Genomic DNA, 20,870 nt, shown 5'->3' with positions numbered 1-20,870 from the left:
GCAAAGCCGGAACCCCGAAGAAGAGCCTGACTATAGTCGCGGCTCGGGCCATTTCAGCGGCAATACCCACAGTATTTTATTGGTGAAATATAACGATGGCTGCCGGCCGGCGACTCATCTATATTCAAACCATGGAGAGAGGGGCCGGGACAAAGACTAGCCCCACAAATTGAATAGGTTATGCGCGACGCGATTGCGGCGCGAAAAGCTTAGATGTTGCCTTTACTTTGACTTGCGCAACGTTGTTCACTTGAAAAGAAAAAGAAGAAATCGAACAGCGGAGCCGGAACGGGTTCTCCTGGCGTGTCTTGGTGCAGCAGATGTTCCCTCCCTCATCTGTATGCGATGCGCCCTCCTCGCCTCGCTTGTCCAACGACCGGCGAGGCGCTTTTTTTGTGCGGAGGTCTGAAAGACGGGGCGTGAAACGCAGGCCTTAGGCCTGGCGCTCCGGCACGTGCACGACGAGACCGTCAAGCGCATCGCTCATCTTGATCTGACAGGAAAGCCGCGACGTCGGGCGGACGTCGTAGGCGAAGTCCAGCATGTCTTCTTCCATCGCTTCCGGAGCGCCGACGACCTGGGCCCAGGCATCGTCGACATAGACATGACAGGTCGCACAGGCGCAGGCCCCGCCGCATTCGGCTTCGATGCCGGGAACCGAATTGCGAACGGCGTTTTCCATGACCGTCGAGCCGTTTTCGACATCAAGTTCATGGCGCGCGCCATCAAAGGCAACGATGTTAAGTTTTGTCATGTCTCTTTCCGGAATTAACTGGTGGATTGGCCGGGCGCAGGCCTGTTGAGAAGGAACGCCTCGGGCGCAAATTCAGGGAAAGTTCTTCCAACAAATCGGCCGGTCAGTCAACAACGGCCAGCATTCGGTGCATCGCCGCAGATCGCGCCGGTGGCAATTGCCGCCGGCGCGAAGCCTCGAAGCGAGGCGCAGCCATCGGGCGGCAGACAGGGGCCGGGTGGCCCAAGTCCGCCCGGAAGCCGCTAACGGCAGAGCTTCAGAATGAAGAGTTCGGCTTCGAGCACGGCCGCTGCAAGCTGGTCGCAGAGCGGGGCTTCGGCCGGATTGTGCTCGATCGCGCCGGCAACGCTTGCAACGTCGACGGCACCCACCGCCAGGGCTGCGCCCTTCAGCCGGTGGGCTGCCTGGGCGCGGGGCGTGCCCTCGCCCTCTACAATTTCCTTCAAGACCTGGCGCGCCTGGCGCGCAAAGAGTTGCAGCACTTCGATTTCGAGCGCCTTGTCACCCATCGTCTGCACGGCGAGGTGCGCAAAGTCGATCGGCTTTTTGCCTGACGCAGAAGAGTTTCCCGGACTATCCGGGGCTTCAAAGGCAATCCTGAGGGCCGCCATGAGCCAATTTCCCTATTGTTTGTTTGATGTTGGCCTGTTTCCGGCATCGCTCCATCGCGAGCGGTGCCGCTGCCCGCACGATCGAGACTTCCATCTTCGGCGGGCTCCGGCACCTATTGGCTCAAATCCGGGCGCAATATAGGCAGTATTTTGGGAAAATGGTTAATGCTCGTTAAACTCTCTGATTTCCTTATCTTTTCCGGCTTTTAACTCCGCATCGCATTAAGATTTCATTAGGATTTTAATCAACCCCAAGCGCTCTTAATTGTAAGAACCCAGCTAATGTGTCACTACGATACGCTTAGGAACGGACCCGCGTACGAAAATGGCAACCGTTCCGGTGGATAAGCTCGACGCGTGGTCCCATTCGGCCACAAATGCGACTATCCGTCGAGGCAATGCAGTGGGTGATCAGTAGGGTATTGCGTAGATCTGATGCGCGTATCTTGCCGTCACCGCCCATGAGGAAGAGACCCTGCCCGACAACGGGCCTGAGGCGCTTTCCGCTCTGGGCAAAAGGTAATGAGGCGTATCCCTATGGCGACGAAAAAGAGCAATGAGTCGATCGACGAAAAGGCGTTCCAGGCTCTGGAAGCTGCCCTGAAGATTGATTTCGACGAGCTTGCATCGAGCCCGAATGACAAGACTTCCTTGGATGATCCGGAGGAAAATGTGTCTCAGCCCACCAATCAGGCGGCAACGCCCGATCAGAATAAGAAAGCACGGCCTCAGCCGGAACAGTCCCGCGGGGCACGTGCTGCAGAAGCGGCCAAGACGCTCGCTCCGGAACCTGCGCCCAAGTCCCCGTCCCTTTCTGCCGCCAACGACGATGGTCGCCGTTCGCCGGCTGCGATGCTGCGCGCGCTCGACGTGCGCTCCAATCGCGCCGCGATCCGCGTTGCCGCGCTGGTGTCCGTCATCTGGGCGGTTGCCGGCCTTGGTGTCGCCAACCTTCTTTACGGGCCGCAGATCTGGCAGATCCGTTCGCTGAGCGACCTCTCGGCCACGCCTGGCGCCGTCGGCGTTGCGATCGGTATCGTTCTGCCGATCATGCTCTTCTTCTCCTTTGCCATCATGATCGCCCGCGCGCAGGAACTGCGCAACGCCGCGCGTTCGATGGCCGAAGTCGCCCTGCGCCTTGCCGAGCCGGAAACCGCTGCCGCTGATCGCGTCATGACCGTCGGCCAGGCCGTTCGCCGCGAAGTCTCGGCGATGAACGAGGGCATCGAACGCACGATCGCCCGCGCCACCGAGCTCGAAACGCTTGTTCATTCCGAGGTCAACGCCCTCGAACGCAGCTACAGCGAAAACGAACTGCGCGTGCGCACCCTGGTGCAGGAACTCGGCCTTGAACGCGAAGCCATCATCGGCCATTCCGAGCGTATCCGTTCGGCGATCTCCGGTGCCCATGGCAAGCTGAAGGACGACCTGGAGCAGGCGAGCGAAGACATTGCTTCGCGCATCGCGATCTCCGGCGAAGCCTTTGCCTCGCTGATCGATACCCGTGCGGCCGCCCTCAGCGAGAAGTCCGACACCGCCCTGCAGTCGATCGGCAGCATGCTGACGACACGCACCGATGCGCTGCTTTCGGGCCTCACGGCTGCCGGCCTCGGCCTCAGCACCGAATTCGACACCCGGCTTGACCAGCTCAGCGACACGCTGACGAAGCGCGGCGAAGATCTGCTCAGCCAGTTCGAAACCCGCGCCTCCTCGCTTGACGCCAGCACCGAGAAGCTGAATGCGGCGCTCAACGAACGCGCCCGCCAGCTCAACGAAACGCTGATCGCCCGCACCCGCGACCTCAACGAAAGCCTGAGCGTCGGCCAGCACGCCATCACCGGCGGCCTCGACCACGTACTCGCCTCGCTCAACGCCACGCTCGACGAAAAGGGCGCGAGCTTCCGCCAGAGCCTGCGCTCCAGCGCCGACGACGCGATCATGGACCTCGACCTGCGCGGCGGCTTCTTCGAGGAGAAGCTGCAGACGACCGTCGGCCAGCTCGCCACCGCCTTCGACGAGCGCTTCCACGAGTTTGCCTCCGCCTTCGACAAGCGCGCGAGCCTGCTCGACACCAAGCTCATGGAAAGCCTGCACCGCATCAACGAGACCGTTTCGGGCGGTTCGGAGGCGATCGGCGGCGCGCTCGACAGCAGCATCGAGAAGATCGGCTCGGCCCTTTCCGACCAGTCTCTGACGCTTGCGACCACGCTCGGCGCCACCCAGGACTTCATCGAAGAGACGATTGCCAGCCGCACCACGGAACTCGGCAATATGATCGGCGATGCGCACACCCGCATCGACAGCGTGCTCTCCGAAAAGACCAGCGGCCTGATGGGTGCCCTCACCCAGGCCCAGGACCGCATCGAAAACGGCTTCGGCCAGCGTGCCGACGCGCTTTCGAGCGCACTGACGACGAGCGAACAGCGCCTGACCGAAGGTCTGGACAGCCGCACGGCCGCCTTCGTCGACGGCCTGCACGCCGCGCACGCCCGCATCGAGCAGACCCTGCATGGCTCGACCGACGAGATCACCAGCGCGATTGCTGCCAGCCAGCACCGCCTCGACAACACCCTGTCGGAACGCACCCTCGCCCTTTCGACGATCCTCTCCATGGGCGCGGATTCGATCGATACCGCCGTCAGCGGCACGGCCGACCGGCTGGAGCGCGTTCTTTCCGAACGCGGCGAAGCGATCTCCGACGCGCTCACCAACCAGACGACGGCGCTCGACGGCGTCCTCGCCGAGCGCGCCGCCGCGATCACGTCGACGATGTCGTCGCGCGCCAACGAGATGGCCAACACGCTGAGCCGTCACGCCGAAGACGTGGCCGACAGCCTGACCTTCCGGGCAACGGCTGTCGCCGAAACCATGACCGACCGCGTCGGCGACATCGAGCAGAAGCTCTCCGAGAGCGTCAACACGATCGCCGAAAACCTCGGCGGCCGCGTCAGCCTGATCTCCGATACGCTCACCCAGACGAGCGCCCGCATTGCCGAGGATCTGAGCGGACGTGTCAGCAAGATCTCCGACACGCTGACCGAGACCAGCGCGCACATCGCCGACGCCCTCACGGCACGCACCACCGAAGCGACCGCCTCGCTCGCCGGCAAGGCAGCGGAAATCGAGGAGACGCTGAGCGGCCGCGCCGAGCACCTGCGCGATACGCTCTCGTCCACGCACGAGCAGATCCGCGCCACGCTCGACGACCGCATCAACGCCATCAACCTCGCCGTCGGCCAGGGCCGCGACCAGCTCGAAGGTATGCTTGCCGATCAGTCGACCTCGATCGCGACGACGCTTGCCACCAGCGCCAGCATGCTGGAAATGTCGCTCGAAGAGCGCCAGGCGGCACTCGCCGGAGCCATCGACCGCAGCGGCGAAGCACTCGACAGCCGCATGCGCTCGACCACCGGCCATATTGCCGAGCGCCTGGCCGAAACCGCCAACCAGATCAGCCTGGCGGCCGACAGCCTCACCAACCGCGTCGACCTGTCGATCAACGGCCTCAACGACCGCCTCGACGACACCGGCATGCGTGTCGAAACCAGCCTCGGCGCCCTCGAAGAGCGCATGCGCGAGAGCGCCGGCAACATCAGCTCGATCGTCGACGAAACCGGCATGCATCTCGAGACCCGCGTCGGCGTGCTCGAAGACCGCATTCGTGGCACCGTCGGCAATGTCGGCGCCGTGGTCGACGACACCGGCGCGCGGATCGAGAGCAATCTCGGCGCGCTGGAAAACCGCATTCGCGGCAGCGTCACCAATGTCGGCTCCGTCGTCGATGATGCGGCGGCGCGCGTCGAAGGTGGCCTCAGTGCGCTTGAAGACCGTATCCGTGGCAGCGTCAGCGGCGTCAACGCCGTCGTCGGCGAGACCGGTGTACTGATCGAAAACAGCCTCGGCGCCCTTCAGGACCGCATTCGCGGCAGCGTCAACGACGTCAACACCCTGGTCGACGATACCGGCCTGCGCCTGGAAGTCAGCCTCAGCTCGCTCGAAGACCGGGTTCGCGACAGCGTCGGCAGCGTCAACCAGATCGTCGACGGTGCCGGACAGCGTATCGCCGACAGCCTCGGCGACCGCGCTGGCGACATCGACCGCATGAGCGAAATGGCGGCCACCCGGATCACCGGCGCCATCGAGTCCGGTGCGGAGCGCATCGCCGAACGCCTCGGCACCATGGATCGCGCCCTCAACATCGGCCTTGAGAACGTCAACCGCACGATCGAGGGCAAGGCGGCCGTTCTGGTCACCAGCCTGCGCGGCGCCGTTCACGAGGCAACGCAGGATATCGACGCCGAAGCCAACCGCCTTGAAGGCAAGACGTCCGACATCGTCGCCAATCTGCGCAGCGCCGTCGGTGGCGTGGCCGAGGACTTCGATGCCGAAGCCGTACGCCTGGAAGACAAGGCAGCCGGTCTTGCAAACACGCTCCGCAGCGCCGTTGGCGATGTCGCGCAGGAACTCGACGCAGAAACGCTGCGCATGGAAGACAAGGCTGCCGGCCTCGTCAACACGCTGCGCAGTGCCGTTGGCGACGTCGCCCAGGAGCTCGATGCGGAAACGCTGCGCATGGAAGACAAGGCCGCTGGCCTTGTGAACAGCCTGCGCGGCGCCATCAGCGATGCGGCCCAGGAAATCGACGCGGAAGCCGTCCGCTCGGCCGGGCTCCTGTCGAAGGCCGGCGAAGATTTCGCCTCAGCACTTGCCGCGCGCCAGGCGGATTTCGCCAACACGATCGACCAGACGGCAGCCTCCACGGCCGCACGCCATGCCGAGCTTGCCAACTCGATCGAGCAGAAGGCGGCAGCCACCGCAGCGCGTCATGCCGAACTCGCCCGCTCGATCGCCGATGCGGCCGACAGCGCAACCGCACGGCTGGCCGCAACGCACAGCCAGATCGCCAACCACGCCGACAACATCCACCAGGGCCTCACCAATACGGAGAAGGCGCTGGAAGCCCGTGGCGAGGCGATCCGCAACACGCTCGACGACCGCACCCGCGAACTCAACTCGATGCTCGCCGGCCGCTCGATGGAGCTGTCGCGACTGATCGACGAGCAGGCACGCCCGGTCATCGACCAGTATGCGGCGACCGGCCGCGAGGCCGCCGAGCGCATCGCCGCCGTCACCCAGGAAAGCGCCGACCGCCTTCGTGCGGAAAATGCGGCCCTGGTCAACGCCATTGCCGAGCGCACCGGCGAGACGCTGAACGCGATCTCCTATCGCGCCGAGGAGACGGCAAAGGCGATGAAGATGGTCGAGAACCGTCTGCAATCGACCGCCATCGGCCTGATCGATCAGCTCGCCAGCAACAATGCGGCGATCGCAACCGTCATCGACCAGGCGAGCAACAACCTCGGCGAAATGGACCAGCGTCTGGAATCGACGATCGCCCGCGTGTCGGAATCGACCCGCCAGGCCTCCGACATGCTGTCGACCTCCACCCGCCTCATCGAAGGCAAGGTCGACAAGCTCTCCGATATCTCGGCCTCCACCCTGTCGCAGATCGGCGGCATTGTCGGCCGGTTCGAAGACCACTCGCGCGTTCTCGGCCAAGCCTCCGACCTGCTCGGCGCCGCCCAGTCGAACCTCGTCAGCACGCTCGAGGAACGCCAGGATGCGCTTCGCACCCTGTCGGTCGGCCTCGTCCAGCGCTCGGAAGAGATCGAACGCACGATGCGTGCGCTCGAGGGCTTCGTCGACGGCGCCTTCCAGCGCGCCGAAGAGCGCTCGGGCCTCGTTGCCGGCAACCTGCGCAGCGGCATCCAGCAGTCCTTCTCCGATGTCGGTCGTCTGCTGACCAGCGCCGAACAGCGGGCAGCCGAAGCTGCTGAAGCGATGCGCAACACGCTGGCCCAGGCCGGCGATGAAGCCGGCGCCTCGGTCGAACAGGTGTTCAGCCGCGCCGAAGAGCGTTCGCGCCAGATCGCAAACACGCTTCGCTCCGGCGTCGAGACCTCGTTCGCCGACGTCAACAAGACGCTCACTTCGGTCGAAGGCCGTGCGCTCGGCGCGTCGGAAGCCCTTCGGCAGGCGATCGCCAAGGTCGGCGAAGATGCCGGTGCCTCGATCGAAGGCGCCTTTGCCAATGCCGAAGAACGCTCCAAGGAAGTCGCCTCGCGTCTGCGCGGCAGCGTTGCGGCCTCGGTATCCGACATCGAGCGCATGCTTGCCGAGAGCGGCAAGAAGTCCGATGGCGTCGCAGGCCAGTTGCGTGACGCCGTTCGCGTCGCGATCGACGAGGCGATCGGCCGCTTCAGTGGTGCGACCGACGAAATCCGTCGCTCTGCCGGCGAGATCCGCAAGGAACTCGACATGACCCGCGAAGAACTGAAGCGCGGTGCCTTCGACCTGCCGGAAGAAGCCAAGGAAAACGCGGCCGTCATGCGCCGCGCCGTCAGCGAGCAGATCAAGGCGCTGCAGGAACTGTCGGATATCATCGGCAAGTCCTCGACGCAGCTCGAAGTGGCCCAGCCGCTGCGCCAGCAGCCGGCCGCCGCTCCGGTCGCCCGTCCGGTGCAGCAGCAGGCAGCCCCGCAGCCGCAACCGGTCGCACAGCCCCAGCCCCAGCCAGCGGCCCAGCAGCAGGTGGTTCAGCAGCCCGTAGCGCAGCAGCCCGTCGTCGAGCAGCCGCGCCGTCAGGAACCGGCACCAGCGCTCCGCGGCAGCCTCGGCATCGAACAGCCCGCCGTTCGCCAGCCGGCGCCGTCGCAGGCCGTCAGCAACGAGGTCGCCGAAGGTGGTGGCTGGATGCGCGACCTGCTCCGTGCGGCGTCCCGCGAAGAGGCACCCTCGCCCGCGCCGCAGCGCCCGGCCGAGGCCCAGCCGACGGCACGGACCGGCGACAGCCGCAACCCGCGCCACGTGGTTGAATCGCTGAACTCGCTTTCGGTCGATATCGCCCGCGCCATCGATCACGATGCGTCGGTCGATCTGTGGCGCCGCTACCAGCGCGGCGAGCGCGACGTCTTCACCCGTCGCCTCTACACGCTCAAGGGCCAGCAGACCTTCGACGAGATCAAGCGCAAGTACGACCGCGAGCCGGAGTTCCGCACCGCCGTCGACCGCTACATCGCCGATTTCGAAAAGCTGCTCGCGGACGTCGCACGCAACGACCCGGACAAGCGCATCACGCAGACCTACCTGACGTCGGATACCGGCAAGGTCTACACGATGCTCGCCCACGCCGCCGGCCGCTTCAGCTAAGCGAGCCCGGATAGAGAACAAGGAAAACGGCCCCGTCTCGTGACGGGGCCGTTTTCGTATGCGGGGATATCAGAGAAGAGAAGCGACTGATCGCTTCCGCTCGGATGTGGCAAGCCCTCTATGACGCGGTGTGCTTTTCAGGCGCTCTCTGCGCCCGTGCGCCGTGCTATCGAGCTTCTCGCTGCTTCAGGACCACTGCCCGCGAGCGGAGCCGGACAAGCGGGATTTGGGTTCGTCGGCAGACGTCGTGAACAACGCGTTGTCGACGCCCTGTACAGCCACACTGGGCGAAGCGACGGGATCCGACCAGTCAGCGCAGCGGCGAGCAGCCGCCGACATCGGCGGGCTTGACCCGGCCCGCCTGCAGATCTTTCAGGTAAGGCTTGTTCGGGTCCGGTCCGCCGAGCGCGCCGTCATAGGTCGCACGGTCGATCTTGAGCATGCGGCCGCTTGCGGCGAAGCTCACCATCTCCTTCTTGTTCACATAGGCCGAGGCGACGTTGAGCCGGCAAAAGAACGTCCTCTCGCCATTGCCGACAACCCAGCCCCAGGCGCCGGATTTGCCTCTGGCGAGCTTTCCGGTGGTGTAGCCCTGCTTGGTGAGCGCCGAATAGCTTTCCGCCTGCGCGATGCCGGGAACGAAGGCCAGGCCGATCGCGACGGCGACCGCCAGGCGTTTGCGCGAAATATACATTGGGTTTCAACCTCTTAAACAGAAAACGACAAATCCGAATACGACGCCGCATCCGGATGGTGCAACCTAGAACGCAGACGTGATTAACGCGCCCACGAGGCGCGCAGGCACTCGGAAGCAAGTGCCGGTCACCCCTCGTTCTGCCGAAGGGCTCTCGGTTTGTGCTGCAAGCCGGCGACGTCACCCCAGTCGGCCGAACGCGAGAACTCGGTCGTGTGCAAACGTTTGCCAAATACAATCGTTTGCATACGACGGCGACATCTATCGACGGCTGGCGGCGGACAGTCTCGATAGGTCGCGTGCCCGATGGTCCGTCTGGAAAACGATTGCAGAAGCCGCGAGAGGAGCTGAGACTTGCCTTGCTGGGCGGACGACGAGGCACCTCATGTGCCGGGGCCAGAGGCCGCGTGGCGTTTCCGCGTTCAAAGGCGGAGGATGGTGCGTATGTGCCGCTTGGCCCCGATCATGAGCCAAGGCACATAGGGCTTCGCCGAACCGGCGTTGCCTTCCTCACTGCCTTGCATGAGGCCCTGAAACGCAAAAAGCCCCGGACGAACCGGGGCTTTTCGTTGGGTCTTGGTCGTACCGGCCTGAGCCGGAAACCGATCAATGTTCCTTGTTGGCGTAGACCGACTTCTTGGTGAGGTACACCAGGCCGGTGAAGATCAGCAGGAACACCATGACCATGAAGCCGGTGCGCTTGCGCTCTTCGAGGTGCGGCTCGGCGGCCCACATCAGGAACGCCGAAACGTCCTTGGCGTACTGGTCGACCGTCTGCGGCGTGCCGTCGTCATAGGTGACCTGGTCGGCGGAGATCGGCTGAGCCATCGCCAGCGCGGCAGCGTTGGCGAAGTACGGGTTGTAGTGCGTGCCTTCAGCGACTTCGACGCCCTGCGGCGGATCCTGGTAGCCGGTCAGCAGCGCGTGGATGTAGTCCGGGCCACCTTCCTGGTAGGGCCAGAACATGTCGAAGATGAACTGCGGGAAGCCGCGCTCGATGCCGCGTGCCTTGGCGATCAGCGAGAAGTCCGGCGGAGCTGCACCGTTGTTCGATGCGGCAGCCGCTTCCTTGTTCGCGTAAGGCGACGGGAAGTGGTCGGAGGCGACAGCCTTGCGGGTGTACATCTCGCCGTCGGCGTTCGGGCCGTCCTGGACTTCGTAGTTCGCCGCGAAAGCCTTTACCTGTGCATCCGAGTAGCCCAGGCCTTCCAGCGTGCGGAAGGCAACCAGGTTCATCGAGTGGCAGGCAGAACAGACTTCGGTGTAGACCTTCAGGCCGCGCTGCAGCTGGCCCTTGTCGTAGTGACCGAAGGGACCGGCAAAGCTCCAGTCCTGCTGTTCCGGCTTGTGGATCGGATAGTGGGGCGTACCGCCGCCATGCTCCTCGCCGCCCTTCGCCTCTTCGGCAACAGCCGCACCGAGACCGAGACCAGCGACGACAGCGAGTGACAGAATGCCTGTAACAAGCTTTTTCATTGTTGTGGGTTCCTTATCAATCGCTGTTCTGATCAGGCGCGCGCGGCGGCCGGCTGCGCCTTGGCATTCTGCTTTTCCAGCACCGCTTCGGTGATGGAATTCGGAATGCGCTTCGGCGTTTCGATCAGGCCGAGGACCGGCATGATGACGAGGAAGAAGCCGAAGTAGTACAGCGTGCCGATCTGCGACATCACGACGTACAGGCCTTCTGCCGGACGCGAGCCGAGCCAGCCGAGCAGGATGGCGTTGACCACGAAGACCCAGAAGAACAGCTTGTACCACGGACGGTAGACGGCCGAGCGGACCTTGGACGTGTCGAGCCAGGGCAGGAAGAACAGGATGATGATCGAGCCGAACATCACCAGAACGCCGCCGAGCTTGGAGTCGATCGGGCCGATGTTGAAGGTGATGGCGCGCAGCATCGCGTAGAACGGCAGGTAGTACCATTCCGGAACGATGTGAGCAGGCGTCTTCAGCGCGTCAGCCGGAATGTAGTTGTCCGGATGGCCGAGGAAGTTCGGCTGGTAGAAGACGAACCAGGCATAGATGATCAGGAAGACGGAAACGCCGAGTGCATCCTTCAGCGTCGCATAAGGCGTGAAGGGAACGGTGTCGGTCTTGGACTTGACTTCAACGCCGGTCGGGTTGGTCTGACCCGTTACGTGCAGGGCCCATATGTGCAGGACGACGACGCCGGCGATCATGAAGGGCAGCAGGTAGTGCAGCGAGAAGAAGCGGTTCAGCGTCGGCTGGTCAACGGCGAAGCCGCCGAGCAGGAACTGCTGGATCCACTCACCCACCAGCGGGAAGGCGGTGAAGAAGCCGGTGATAACGGTCGCGCCCCAGAAGGACATCTGACCCCAGGGCAGAACGTAGCCCATGAAGCCGGTCGCCATCATCAGGAGGTAGATGACCACGCCGAGGATCCAGAGGATTTCGCGCGGAGCCTTGTACGAGCCGTAGTAGAGACCACGGGCGATGTGCAGGTAGACGGCGATGAAGAAGAACGACGCGCCGTTGGCGTGCATGTAGCGCAGCAGCCAGCCGTGGTTGACGTCGCGCATGATCTTTTCGACCGAGTTGAACGCAACGGCGGTGTCGGCGGCATAATGCATGGCCAGCACGATACCGGTCAGGATCTGGACGATCAGCATGACCGAGAGCATGGCACCGAAGGTGTAGGCGTAGTTCAGGTTCCGGGGAACCGGATAGCTGATGAAGCTATCGTGGATCAGACGCGGCAACGGCAGACGGGAATCAACCCATTTCTCAATGCCAGTCGTCGGCGTGTAGGTTGAATGTTCAGCACTCATTATCAGTAGTCCCCTCAACCGATCTTGATAACTGTGTCGGATACGAACGAGAAGGTCGGCACGTGAAGGTTCTCCGGCGCCGGACCCTTACGGATGCGGCCGGCCGTATCGTAGTGCGAACCGTGGCAGGGACAGAACCAGCCACCGAAATCACCGGCCTGGCCAAGCGGCACGCAGCCCAGATGGGTGCAGGAACCGATCATGACGATCCAGTTTTCCTTGCCTTCGCCGGCGGAACGATCGAGGTCGCTCGCGGTTGCATCGGCCGGAAGGTTGGCGTTGCGCGCAACCTGGTCCTTAAGCTCGTCGAGCTGGACGGCCTTTGCCTCCTCGACTTCCTTCTCCGTACGGTTGCGGATGAAGATCGGCTTGCCGCGCCATTTCGCGGTCAGCGACATACCGGGCTGCAGGCTCGATACGTCAACCTCGATCGAGGCGAGCGCGAGCGTTGATGCATCCGGACGCATCTGGTCGATGAACGGCCAGGCGACGGCGCCAGCGCCAACGACGCCTGCCATACCGGTAGCCAGATAAAGGAAGTCGCGGCGAGTGGGCTCGCCCAAGGCCTCGCTTGAAGTGTCGTGTTCGCTCACGGCTAAACCATCCTCTCACGCAATATTGCGGAAACCGCATCCGCCCCCGGCGAAATTCCTGCCCCTTGCGGTTTGATCCAGGTCAAGGAACCACGCCCTATTCATAGTGCTGTCGCCCCGTCGCCCTGCAGTTGCAAATGCGACATCGGCACAGAATCCGAAAAGAATCGGCGCGCACACGGCACGCAGAATCCCCGTCAATCCGGCGCGTTCTATGCTTGATCGCAAATTATGTCCAGCCTTGACAAGGGGATGTGGGCAGATTGTCGCGGGGAAAAGCGCGGCCAATTGGCACAAGGACTTGACGGCCATCAGTTAGGCGGAATTTGCACCCGCCGGATGGGCCTGGAGGCGTCCGAAGAGCGCCTTACTCCGCCGCCTCTTCCCGGGCGAGAAATCCGCCGGACTGGCGTGACCAGAGGCCGGCGTAAAGCCCGCCGCGGGCAACAAGTTCGGCGTGCGTTCCCTGTTCGACGATCCGTCCCTTGTCCATCACCACCAGCCGGTCGAGTGCCGCGATCGTCGACAGCCGGTGAGCGATCGCGAGCACCGTCTTGCCCTGCATCAGGCGATCGAGATTGGACTGGATCGCCGCTTCGACTTCGGAATCGAGCGCCGAGGTCGCCTCGTCGAGCACGAGGATCGGCGCATCCTTCAGCATCACCCGGGCGATCGCAATGCGCTGACGCTGGCCGCCCGAAAGCTTGACGCCGCGCTCGCCGACATGGGCGTCGAACCCCTTGTGGCCGCGCTGGTCTTGAAGGTCGGCGATGAAATCATAGGCTTCGGCTTTCCGTGCCGCGGCGATCAGCTGCTCCTCGTTCGCATCGGGGCGGCCGAAGAGGACGTTGTCGCGGATCGAGCGGTGCAGCAGCGAGGTATCCTGGCTGACCATGCCGACCTGGGCGCGCAGCGATTCCTGCCTTACGGTCGCGATATCCTGCCCGTCGATCAGGATGCGCCCGCTTTCAAGGTCGTAGAAGCGCAACAGCAGATTGACGAGCGTCGACTTGCCGGCGCCGGATCGGCCAACGATGCCCACCTTCTCGCCCGGACGGACGACGAGAGAAAAGTCGTCGATGACGCGCTCGCCCTTACCGTAGTGGAAGCGCACGTGTTCGAAGCGGATTTCCGGCTTGCTCACGGCAAGCTCCGTCGCGTCCGGCCGATCGACGAGACCGATCGACTGCGAGACCAGTTCGGCCGAGTTCTGGATCGTGCCGATGTTGCGCATGATCGAATTGAACTGCGTCATCATGCGGCCGAGCAGCATGTTGAGCCGCAGCACCAGCGCCAGCGTGAAAGCGACCGCGCCGGAGCTGATCGAGCCCGCGAGCCAGAGATGGATGGCATAGACCGCGATCGCCGTGATCATCAGGCCGGAAAGCAGCGCCAGCGAAGCACGCACCGCCGTCAAGAGCCGCGTGAACGGGATGACCGCGCGCTGGAACCGGTCGAAGCCGCCGCGGATATAGCGGTCGTTCTCCTCGTCGCGCCCGAAGAGCTTCAATGTCTGGATGTTGGAATAGGCATCGACCATGCGGCCGTTCAGCATCGACGCCATTTCGGCGGTATCGCGCGCGTGCTTGCGGATGCGCGGAACGAAAAAGCGCGCCAGCACCAGGAAGACGACGATCCAGAAGCCGACCATCGCCGCCAGGCGCCAGTCGAGCTGCGCCACCAGCGCCATGGTCGACGCGGTGTAGATGACGATGAACCAGACGACCTGCAGCAGGGAGACGAGCAGGTCGCTCGTTGCCTGTGCCCCGGCCCAGACCTTGGTGACGATGCGGCCGGAAAAGTCGTTCTGGAAGAAGGTCAGCGACTGCCGGGCGACATGCACATAGGATTGCCAGCGCACCAGGTTCAAAAAGCCTGTCGTGATCGCCTGTTCTTCAACGAGCGCCGCCAGCGACACCGCGACGAAGCGGAAGACCATGACCGTCAAGAGCATGAACAGGAGTTCCGGCCCATTGGCGGCGATCAGACCGCTCCAGCCGGCTTCCGGCTTCACGGTGTCGAGCAGATCGACGAGCCGGCCGACGAAATAGAAGAGCCCCGCCTCCAGCATAGCAACGAGGCCGCCGAGCACCGCCATTGCGATAAACGGTCCTTTGGCCTGGCTGGCATAGAACCAGGCAAAACCCCAGAGCGATTTCGGCGGCTGCAGGCGCTCGCGCGGTGCGAAGGGCTTGATCCAGTTCTCGAAGAGGCTGACGATGGCGCTGAGCATGGTTCCGATATAGGCGGTTCGGCGACAACAGCAATCGGTTTCGACACAATTGCAGATTACAAATGCGTAACGTCTAACGAAAGAGGCCCGCCGCTCATTCGAACTGCGGGCCTTGGGTTGCTTACTCCGCTGCCTCTTCCTTCTCGACATCGTCGGCGATGAAGCCGCCCGACTGGCGAGACCACAGATCGGCGTAGAGACCGCCATGGGCCACGAGCTCGGCATGCGAACCGGTCTCGACGATGCGGCCCGCCTCGAGGATCACCAGCCGGTCCATCTCCGTCAGCGTCGACAGCCGGTGGGCGATCGCGATCACCGTCTTGCCTGCCATCAGAGCGAACAGGTTCTCCTGGATCGCCTGCTCGACTTCGGAATCGAGTGCCGAGGTCGCCTCGTCGAGGATCAGGATCGGCGCGTCCTTCAGGAACACGCGCGCGATCGCGATGCGCTGACGCTGGCCGCCGGAGAGCTTGACGCCGCGTTCACCGACCTGGGCATCCAGGCCCTTGCGGCCCTGGTTGTCCTCGAGCCCCTGAACGAAGTCCCAGGCATTCGCCTTCTTGGCCGCCGCGATGATCGCCTCGTCGTCCGCTTCCGGATGGCCATAGGCGATGTTGTCGCGAATGGACCGGTGCAAGAGCGAGGTGTCCTGCGTCACGACGCCGATTTGCGAGCGCAGACTGTCCTGCGTGACGGTGGCGATATCCTTGCCGTCGATCCGGATCGCGCCATCCTCCAGGTCGTAGAAGCGCAACAGCAGGTTCATCAGCGTTGTCTTGCCGGCGCCCGAGCGACCGACAAGGCCGATCTTCTCACCCGGCTTGATGTCGAGCGAGAGGTGATCGATGACGCCCTTGGCCTTGCCGTAGTGGAAGCGGATGTTGTCGAAGGCGATTGCCCCCTTCTCCGCTGTCAGCGCCTTGGCGTCCGGCTCGTCGACGATGTCGTGCGCCTTGGTCATCATGCCGATGCCGTCATAGACCGTGCCGATATTCTCGAACAGCGCCGAGACTTCCCACATGATCCACTGCGACATGCCGTTGATGCGCATCGCAAGGCCGACGGCGATCGCGATCGCGCCGACGGAGATCGCACTCGTCAGCCAGAGATGGATGCCAAGCGCGGCGATCGCAAAGAGCGCGATGCTGTTGTTGGCATAGACCAGCACATGAAACAGCGTCACCTTGCGCATCTGGCGATGCACCGTGTCGAGGAAGCCGTCCATGCCGTCACGGGCATAGCCTTCCTCGCGGCCGGCATGCGAGAACAGCTTGACCGTACCGATATTGGTGTAGCTGTCGACGATCCGGCCGGTCATCATCGAGCGCGCGTCCGCCTGCTCCTTGGAGATCTTCTGCAGCCGCGGCACAAAGTAGCTCACGATGCAGATGTAGATCGCCAGCCAGATGCCGAGCGGGATCACCAGCCGCCAGTCGGCGGTAGCGACGACGGCGAGCATCGTGACGAAGTAGCTGACGACATACACGAAGACGTCGAGGATCTTCATCACGGTTTCGCGCACGGCCAGTGACGTCTGCATGACTTTCGTTGCCACGCGTCCGGCGAACTCGTTGGCAAAGAAGGTCATGCTCTGGCGCAGCAGGTAGCGGTGCATCTGCCAGCGGGCGATCATCGGATAGTTGCCGAGCAGCACCTGGTGCATGATCAGCGAATCGATCGCCACCAGGCCCGGCAGGCCGATGAGGACGAGCGCGCCCATCCAGAACAGCCGTCCGCCTTCGGCGGCAAGGAAGCTCTCGCGGTCGGCGCTCGACAGCCAGTCCACCATGTTGCCGAGGAACTGGAACAGTGCCACCTCGCCAATGGCGATCAGCGCCGTGCAGACGGACATGATGACGAGCCAGGGTGCCGCCGGCTTGGAATAGTGCCAGCAGAAGCCGAACAGGGTCTTCGGCGGAACCGTCGGTTCCTCCGCAGGGTAAGGATTGAGGCGGGATTCAAACCAGCCAAACATAACATTGCTCCTTCAGAGTATTTTGAAGGAAAGCGGGATTTCGCCCCGCATTCTTATGATGAAAAAGTCAGTCCGGAAATGCAGCCCACAAAGGGCTTCGTCTTCCGGAGTTCCGGAAGCGCGTCGATCTCGGTTAAAAGATAGGTCGCGGAACCGGTCAGGCCAAACGGTGGCCCACTACTCCAGGAAGGCGTGTCAACATCGATACATTCATGTTTGCCTCCGTCGGTTCGCGTTGAAGAGGTCCGATCTCTACCCTTATTCGCGCTCGCATGCCAGATTGTCGCAGGCACTTTTTTGCCCAATTTTTCATCGCTCCGACCGCTGTTGCCGTTTCGGCACAGATTAGCGCGGGCAAAATGAGCGACCTGAAATTGACGGCCATGCCGTTCGATCGAGGGTGGATCGCTCATGCATTCGGTGCGATAGGAGCCGCCATCGATATTCGTTCCGCCCCTATCTCCCGGAGCAGCCACGACCCCATGAGCAATCTGCGCATCGCCCTCTACCAGCCCGACATTCCCGGCAACACCGGCACGATCCTGCGTATGGCGGCCTGTCTCGGGCTTGGCGTAGACGTGATCGAGCCCGCCGGCTTCGACCTTTCCGACCGCAACCTGAAGCGCGCCGGCATGGACTATATCGCATCGGTGGCGCTGACCCGTCACGTCAACTGGGAGCGCTTCGAGGAGTGGCGTGCTGCGAGTGGACGCCGCCTGGTGCTCGCCTCCACCAAGGCTGCCCTGCCCTATACCCGCTACGATTTCCGCCAGGACGACATCCTGCTTTTCGGGCGGGAAAGCGCCGGCGTGCCCGACCACGTGCACGAGCGCGCCGACGGCCGCATTCTCATTCCGATGGCCGACGGCCAACGCTCGCTGAACATCGCCATCTCTGCCGCGATGATCGCCGGCGAAGCGATCCGGCAGGTTTCGCCGCTCTGATACCGATTCCATAGCCGTCTCCATGGCGGCGGTCCGAGCCTCTGAGATCCCGCCGCCTTTCACACGCGGCGCATCAAGCCGCGACTTCGTTGTAAGGCTTGGTCTTGCGCGCCTGCTTCAACACCCGCGACCACCAGGTCAGGCGATCCATCATCAAAAACAGCGGCGCGCGCAGCTCCTCGGGCTTGTAGAGGTTGCCGGCGGCGTCGAACTTCGACCAAGCCTTGGGGAAGGTCAGCCCGTCGCGCAGCGTCACCGCATGCAACTCTCCAAACACCTGGCGCAATTGCTCGACTGCGCGGATGCCGCCCGAAGCGCCACCATAGGAAACGAAGGCGACTGGCTTTGCATGCCAGGGCTCGTAGACCGAGTCGATCAGCTCCTTCAGCGCCGCCGGGTAGCCGTGATTGTATTCGGGGGTGACGACAATGAAGGCATCGGCCTCGGCGATCTTGCGCTCCAGCCATTCGCCGGGATTGACCGCGGCGCCAAGGCCCCGGGACGTCCTGAGCCTAGCCGGATCGATGATCGTCAGCGTGAACGTATCGGAAGCCGAAAGTTCCCGGATCAGCCAGTTGGCGACCGTGTCGCAGAAGCGACCCTGGCGCGCGCTGCCATAGATCACGGCAAGGGTCATTTTCTCAGTCATGGGGATCAAGCTCCAGTTGTCTCAGTCATGGAGCCAATGCTATAAAACCTCAATATTAGTTGAGGTCAATAGCCGTCATGACGATTGTGAAGCAAAGCGAATTGCGCCGTGAACTGACCGTGGGCGAAGTGGCGGAGCGCAGCGGCGTCGCCGTCTCCACCCTGCATTTCTACGAGGCCAAGGGCCTCATCCGCAGCAACCGCACCCGCGGCAACCAGCGCCGCTATCCGCGCGGCGTGCTCAGGCGCGTCGCGGTCATCAAGGTGGCGCAGCGCACCGGCATACCATTGTCGGAAATCCAGGACGCTTTGTCGGTGCTGCCGGACGATCGTCCGCTGACGGTCGAGGATTGGGGCAGATTGTCCGAAACTTGGCGCGAACAGCTGAACGAGCGCATCGCCAACCTCATGGCTTTGCGTGACCACCTAACAGGCTGTATCGGCTGCGGCTGCCTGTCCTTGCGTGAATGTCCGCTGCGCAATCCGCACGACGTGCTGTCGATGGAAGGCGCTGGCCCAAGGCTCATGGATGAGGACGGCCACCCTTAAGGGCGGCCTCGACCGGAGGCGCCCCAATATGGTCATTGCGCGGAGAAGAAGGTGAAGGCAGAACTTAGACGTCGCGTTGCGATAATCGTCCCACTTCTCGCCCTCATCCTGTTCTCATGGTTCTATTATCTTGACGATCGCGCTTGCGCCCCAGGGGATCGGCAATGCGTCGTCAATACATTCCTGGCGCTTGCCCTGGGGACCGTGATACTTGGACTGACCGCGATCATTAATCTATTGATTCTTCTCGGAAAAATTCTGATCCATTTTCAGGATCGAGATCGCGTTTGAGCGTTGCTCCGCCTTGGTGCGCAGGTTACTCCCGCGTGTACCGACTTGACCGGTTAGCTTTGAAAAAGCGGCAGGGCGACGGGTCAATCCGCGCTCGGCAGGCGGCGCATCGTGAACTCGATCTCGTCGCCGTCGAGCTGTCGCCAGCTTTCCACTTCGGTCCAGTAGGCGGCCTTCGGCCAGGTGTCGAACCATTCCCGGGCCTTGGCGCGGGCAGCACTGCGATCGAGCCGAAAGGTTTCCCGCACGAAAAGGCCATCGCCTCGTGTCGGATTGTCCCGGCGATGCCGGGCGATCTGCCGCCGCAATCCATCGAGCGGCGGGCCTGCAGGTATTCTTGCCATGGGCTATACCTCTGGATTGTAAGATAGTGAGGCAAGCCAGCCTTTGCCAGAGCTTTGTGCGCGTGCGTTTGACCGGCCTGATCGCGCCGCGGCAGAGTGGCCGAAGCGGCTGGACCGCCGTTGCCATCAGCGCCAAAGTGTGAACTGTGACGACTTCACTCGAATCGGCGGTATTTCATCGGGATATCCCGCCAACAGGACGTAATTTCATGGAACGACCGCAGCTACCCCAGGGGCTCCCCGCAGACATCGAAGACAAGAAGGCGGAGGCGCGTGCATGGTTCGAGGGGCTGCGCGACACCATCTGCGCCGCCTTCGAGGCGGTTGAAGACGAGTTGACAGGGCCGCTGTCCGATCGCGCCCCCGGCCGCTTCGTCGCCAAGGACTGGAGCCGTGAGGACGGCAAGGGCGGCGGTGGCCGCATGTCGATGATGGAAGGCCGCGTCTTCGAAAAGGTCGGCGTGCACACCTCGACCGTCTACGGCGAATTCTCACCGGAATTCCGCAGCCAGATCCCGGGTGCTGCCGAAGATCCCCGTTTCTGGGCCTCGGGCATTTCGCTGATCGCCCATCCGGTCAATCCCAACGTGCCGGCGGTTCACATGAACACCCGCATGGTCGTGACGACCAGCAACTGGTTCGGTGGCGGCGCCGACCTCACCCCGGTGCTCGATCGCCGTCGCGTCATGACGGATCCCGATACCCAGCTCTTCCACCGCGCGATGGAGATCACCTGCGGCCGCCATGCCGTCGCCGATCATGCCAAGTTCAAGAAATGGTGCGACGACTACTTCTTCCTGCCGCATCGCAACGAGGCGCGCGGAACCGGCGGCATCTTCTACGACTGGCTGCACTCCCCGGAAGAGCAAGGCGGCTGGAACGCCGACTTCGCCTTCACCCGTGATGTCGGCAAGGCGTTCGCCATCGTCTATCCGAAGATCGTCCGCACCAACTTCAATACGCCCTGGACCGAGGACGACCGCGACGAACAGCTGGTACGCCGCGGCCGCTATGTCGAGTTCAACCTGCTCTACGACCGCGGCACCATCTTCGGCCTGAAGACCGGCGGCAATGTCGAGTCCATCCTGTCGTCCCTGCCCCCGGTCGTGCGCTGGCCGTAAGGCTCAACGGCACCACAAAGAATGAGAGAAGCGCTTGCGCCGCGCGGACGCGCTTCTCTCCGGGATCACGCGCAGCGTGCGCCCCAGCGGAAAACGGCTCCCTGAACCGTTCCGG

15 protein-coding genes are annotated in these 20,870 nt (G+C 63.2%); 5 read left to right on the top strand and 10 right to left on the bottom strand.

Going from position 1 to position 20,870, the window contains the following annotated elements; all coding sequences use genetic code 11:
• Positions 1-433: 433 nt before the first annotated feature.
• Complete coding sequence (locus M2267_RS09405) at positions 434-754, bottom strand: 2Fe-2S iron-sulfur cluster-binding protein (RefSeq protein WP_043624554.1); 321 nt, start codon at positions 752-754, stop codon at positions 434-436.
• A 242-nt stretch (positions 755-996) separates the two neighbouring features.
• A complete protein-coding gene (locus tag M2267_RS09400) occupies positions 997-1,365 on the bottom strand; it encodes an Hpt domain-containing protein (protein WP_043624557.1) in 369 nt (122 codons plus the stop codon).
• 537 nt (positions 1,366-1,902) lie between these two features.
• On the opposite strand from M2267_RS09400, the gene M2267_RS09395 reads away from it, so the two are divergent.
• Positions 1,903-8,574: a kinesin gene (locus tag M2267_RS09395; protein ID WP_429114187.1), complete on the top strand. Its 6,672-nt coding sequence runs from the start codon at positions 1,903-1,905 to the stop codon at positions 8,572-8,574.
• 310 nt (positions 8,575-8,884) lie between these two features.
• On the opposite strand, the gene M2267_RS09390 is transcribed toward M2267_RS09395, so the two are convergent.
• The 6 genes from M2267_RS09390 to M2267_RS09365 form a co-directional block, all read right to left on the bottom strand.
• Positions 8,885-9,268, bottom strand: coding sequence for a hypothetical protein (locus M2267_RS09390; protein ID WP_429114185.1), 384 nt, complete (start codon positions 9,266-9,268; stop codon positions 8,885-8,887).
• Between the two features lie 606 nt (positions 9,269-9,874).
• Entirely contained in the window at positions 9,875-10,744 is an 870-nt protein-coding gene (locus tag M2267_RS09385) for a cytochrome c1 (RefSeq protein WP_043626068.1), read from the bottom strand.
• A gap of 32 nt (positions 10,745-10,776) precedes the next feature.
• Positions 10,777-12,057: a cytochrome b gene (locus tag M2267_RS09380; RefSeq protein ID WP_429114184.1), complete on the bottom strand. Its 1,281-nt coding sequence runs from the start codon at positions 12,055-12,057 to the stop codon at positions 10,777-10,779.
• 14 nt (positions 12,058-12,071) lie between these two features.
• Positions 12,072-12,650, bottom strand: a complete 579-nt coding sequence (petA, locus tag M2267_RS09375; RefSeq protein WP_192446244.1) for a ubiquinol-cytochrome c reductase iron-sulfur subunit — start codon at positions 12,648-12,650, stop codon at positions 12,072-12,074.
• Between the two features lie 367 nt (positions 12,651-13,017).
• A complete protein-coding gene (locus M2267_RS09370; RefSeq protein ID WP_429114181.1) occupies positions 13,018-14,883 on the bottom strand; it encodes an ABC transporter ATP-binding protein in 1,866 nt (621 codons plus the stop codon).
• Positions 14,884-15,004: 121 nt separating this feature from the next.
• Entirely contained in the window at positions 15,005-16,858 is a 1,854-nt protein-coding gene (locus M2267_RS09365) for an ABC transporter ATP-binding protein (RefSeq protein WP_429114180.1), read from the bottom strand.
• Between the two features lie 482 nt (positions 16,859-17,340).
• On the opposite strand from M2267_RS09365, the gene M2267_RS09360 reads away from it, so the two are divergent.
• A complete protein-coding gene (locus M2267_RS09360; RefSeq protein ID WP_429114178.1) occupies positions 17,341-17,802 on the top strand; it encodes a tRNA (cytidine(34)-2'-O)-methyltransferase in 462 nt (153 codons plus the stop codon).
• Between the two features lie 73 nt (positions 17,803-17,875).
• On the opposite strand, the gene M2267_RS09355 is transcribed toward M2267_RS09360, so the two are convergent.
• The gene (locus M2267_RS09355; protein WP_429114177.1) at positions 17,876-18,451 is read right to left on the bottom strand and encodes an NADPH-dependent FMN reductase; all 576 of its coding nucleotides are present in this window, start codon (positions 18,449-18,451) and stop codon (positions 17,876-17,878) included.
• Positions 18,452-18,528: 77 nt separating this feature from the next.
• Between M2267_RS09355 and soxR the strand changes: the two genes are divergently transcribed.
• The gene (gene soxR, locus M2267_RS09350) at positions 18,529-18,999 is read left to right on the top strand and encodes a redox-sensitive transcriptional activator SoxR (protein WP_043623833.1); all 471 of its coding nucleotides are present in this window, start codon (positions 18,529-18,531) and stop codon (positions 18,997-18,999) included.
• A 51-nt stretch (positions 19,000-19,050) separates the two neighbouring features.
• Positions 19,051-19,290 (top strand): hypothetical protein, encoded by a 240-nt coding sequence (locus M2267_RS09345; protein ID WP_429114175.1) that lies wholly within the window; start codon positions 19,051-19,053, stop codon positions 19,288-19,290.
• 83 nt (positions 19,291-19,373) lie between these two features.
• On the opposite strand, the gene M2267_RS09340 is transcribed toward M2267_RS09345, so the two are convergent.
• Positions 19,374-19,634: a hypothetical protein gene (locus M2267_RS09340; RefSeq protein WP_077961089.1), complete on the bottom strand. Its 261-nt coding sequence runs from the start codon at positions 19,632-19,634 to the stop codon at positions 19,374-19,376.
• Between the two features lie 209 nt (positions 19,635-19,843).
• On the opposite strand from M2267_RS09340, the gene hemF reads away from it, so the two are divergent.
• Positions 19,844-20,755 (top strand): oxygen-dependent coproporphyrinogen oxidase, encoded by a 912-nt coding sequence (hemF, locus tag M2267_RS09335; RefSeq protein ID WP_043623839.1) that lies wholly within the window; start codon positions 19,844-19,846, stop codon positions 20,753-20,755.
• Positions 20,756-20,870 lie beyond the last annotated feature (115 nt).

The organism is Ensifer sp. KUDG1 (assembly GCF_050434285.1).
In the GTDB taxonomy this organism is placed as follows: domain Bacteria; phylum Pseudomonadota; class Alphaproteobacteria; order Rhizobiales; family Rhizobiaceae; genus Ensifer.
Note: the sequence above shows the minus strand (reverse complement) of the source record. Positions and strands in the feature narration are given on the sequence as shown.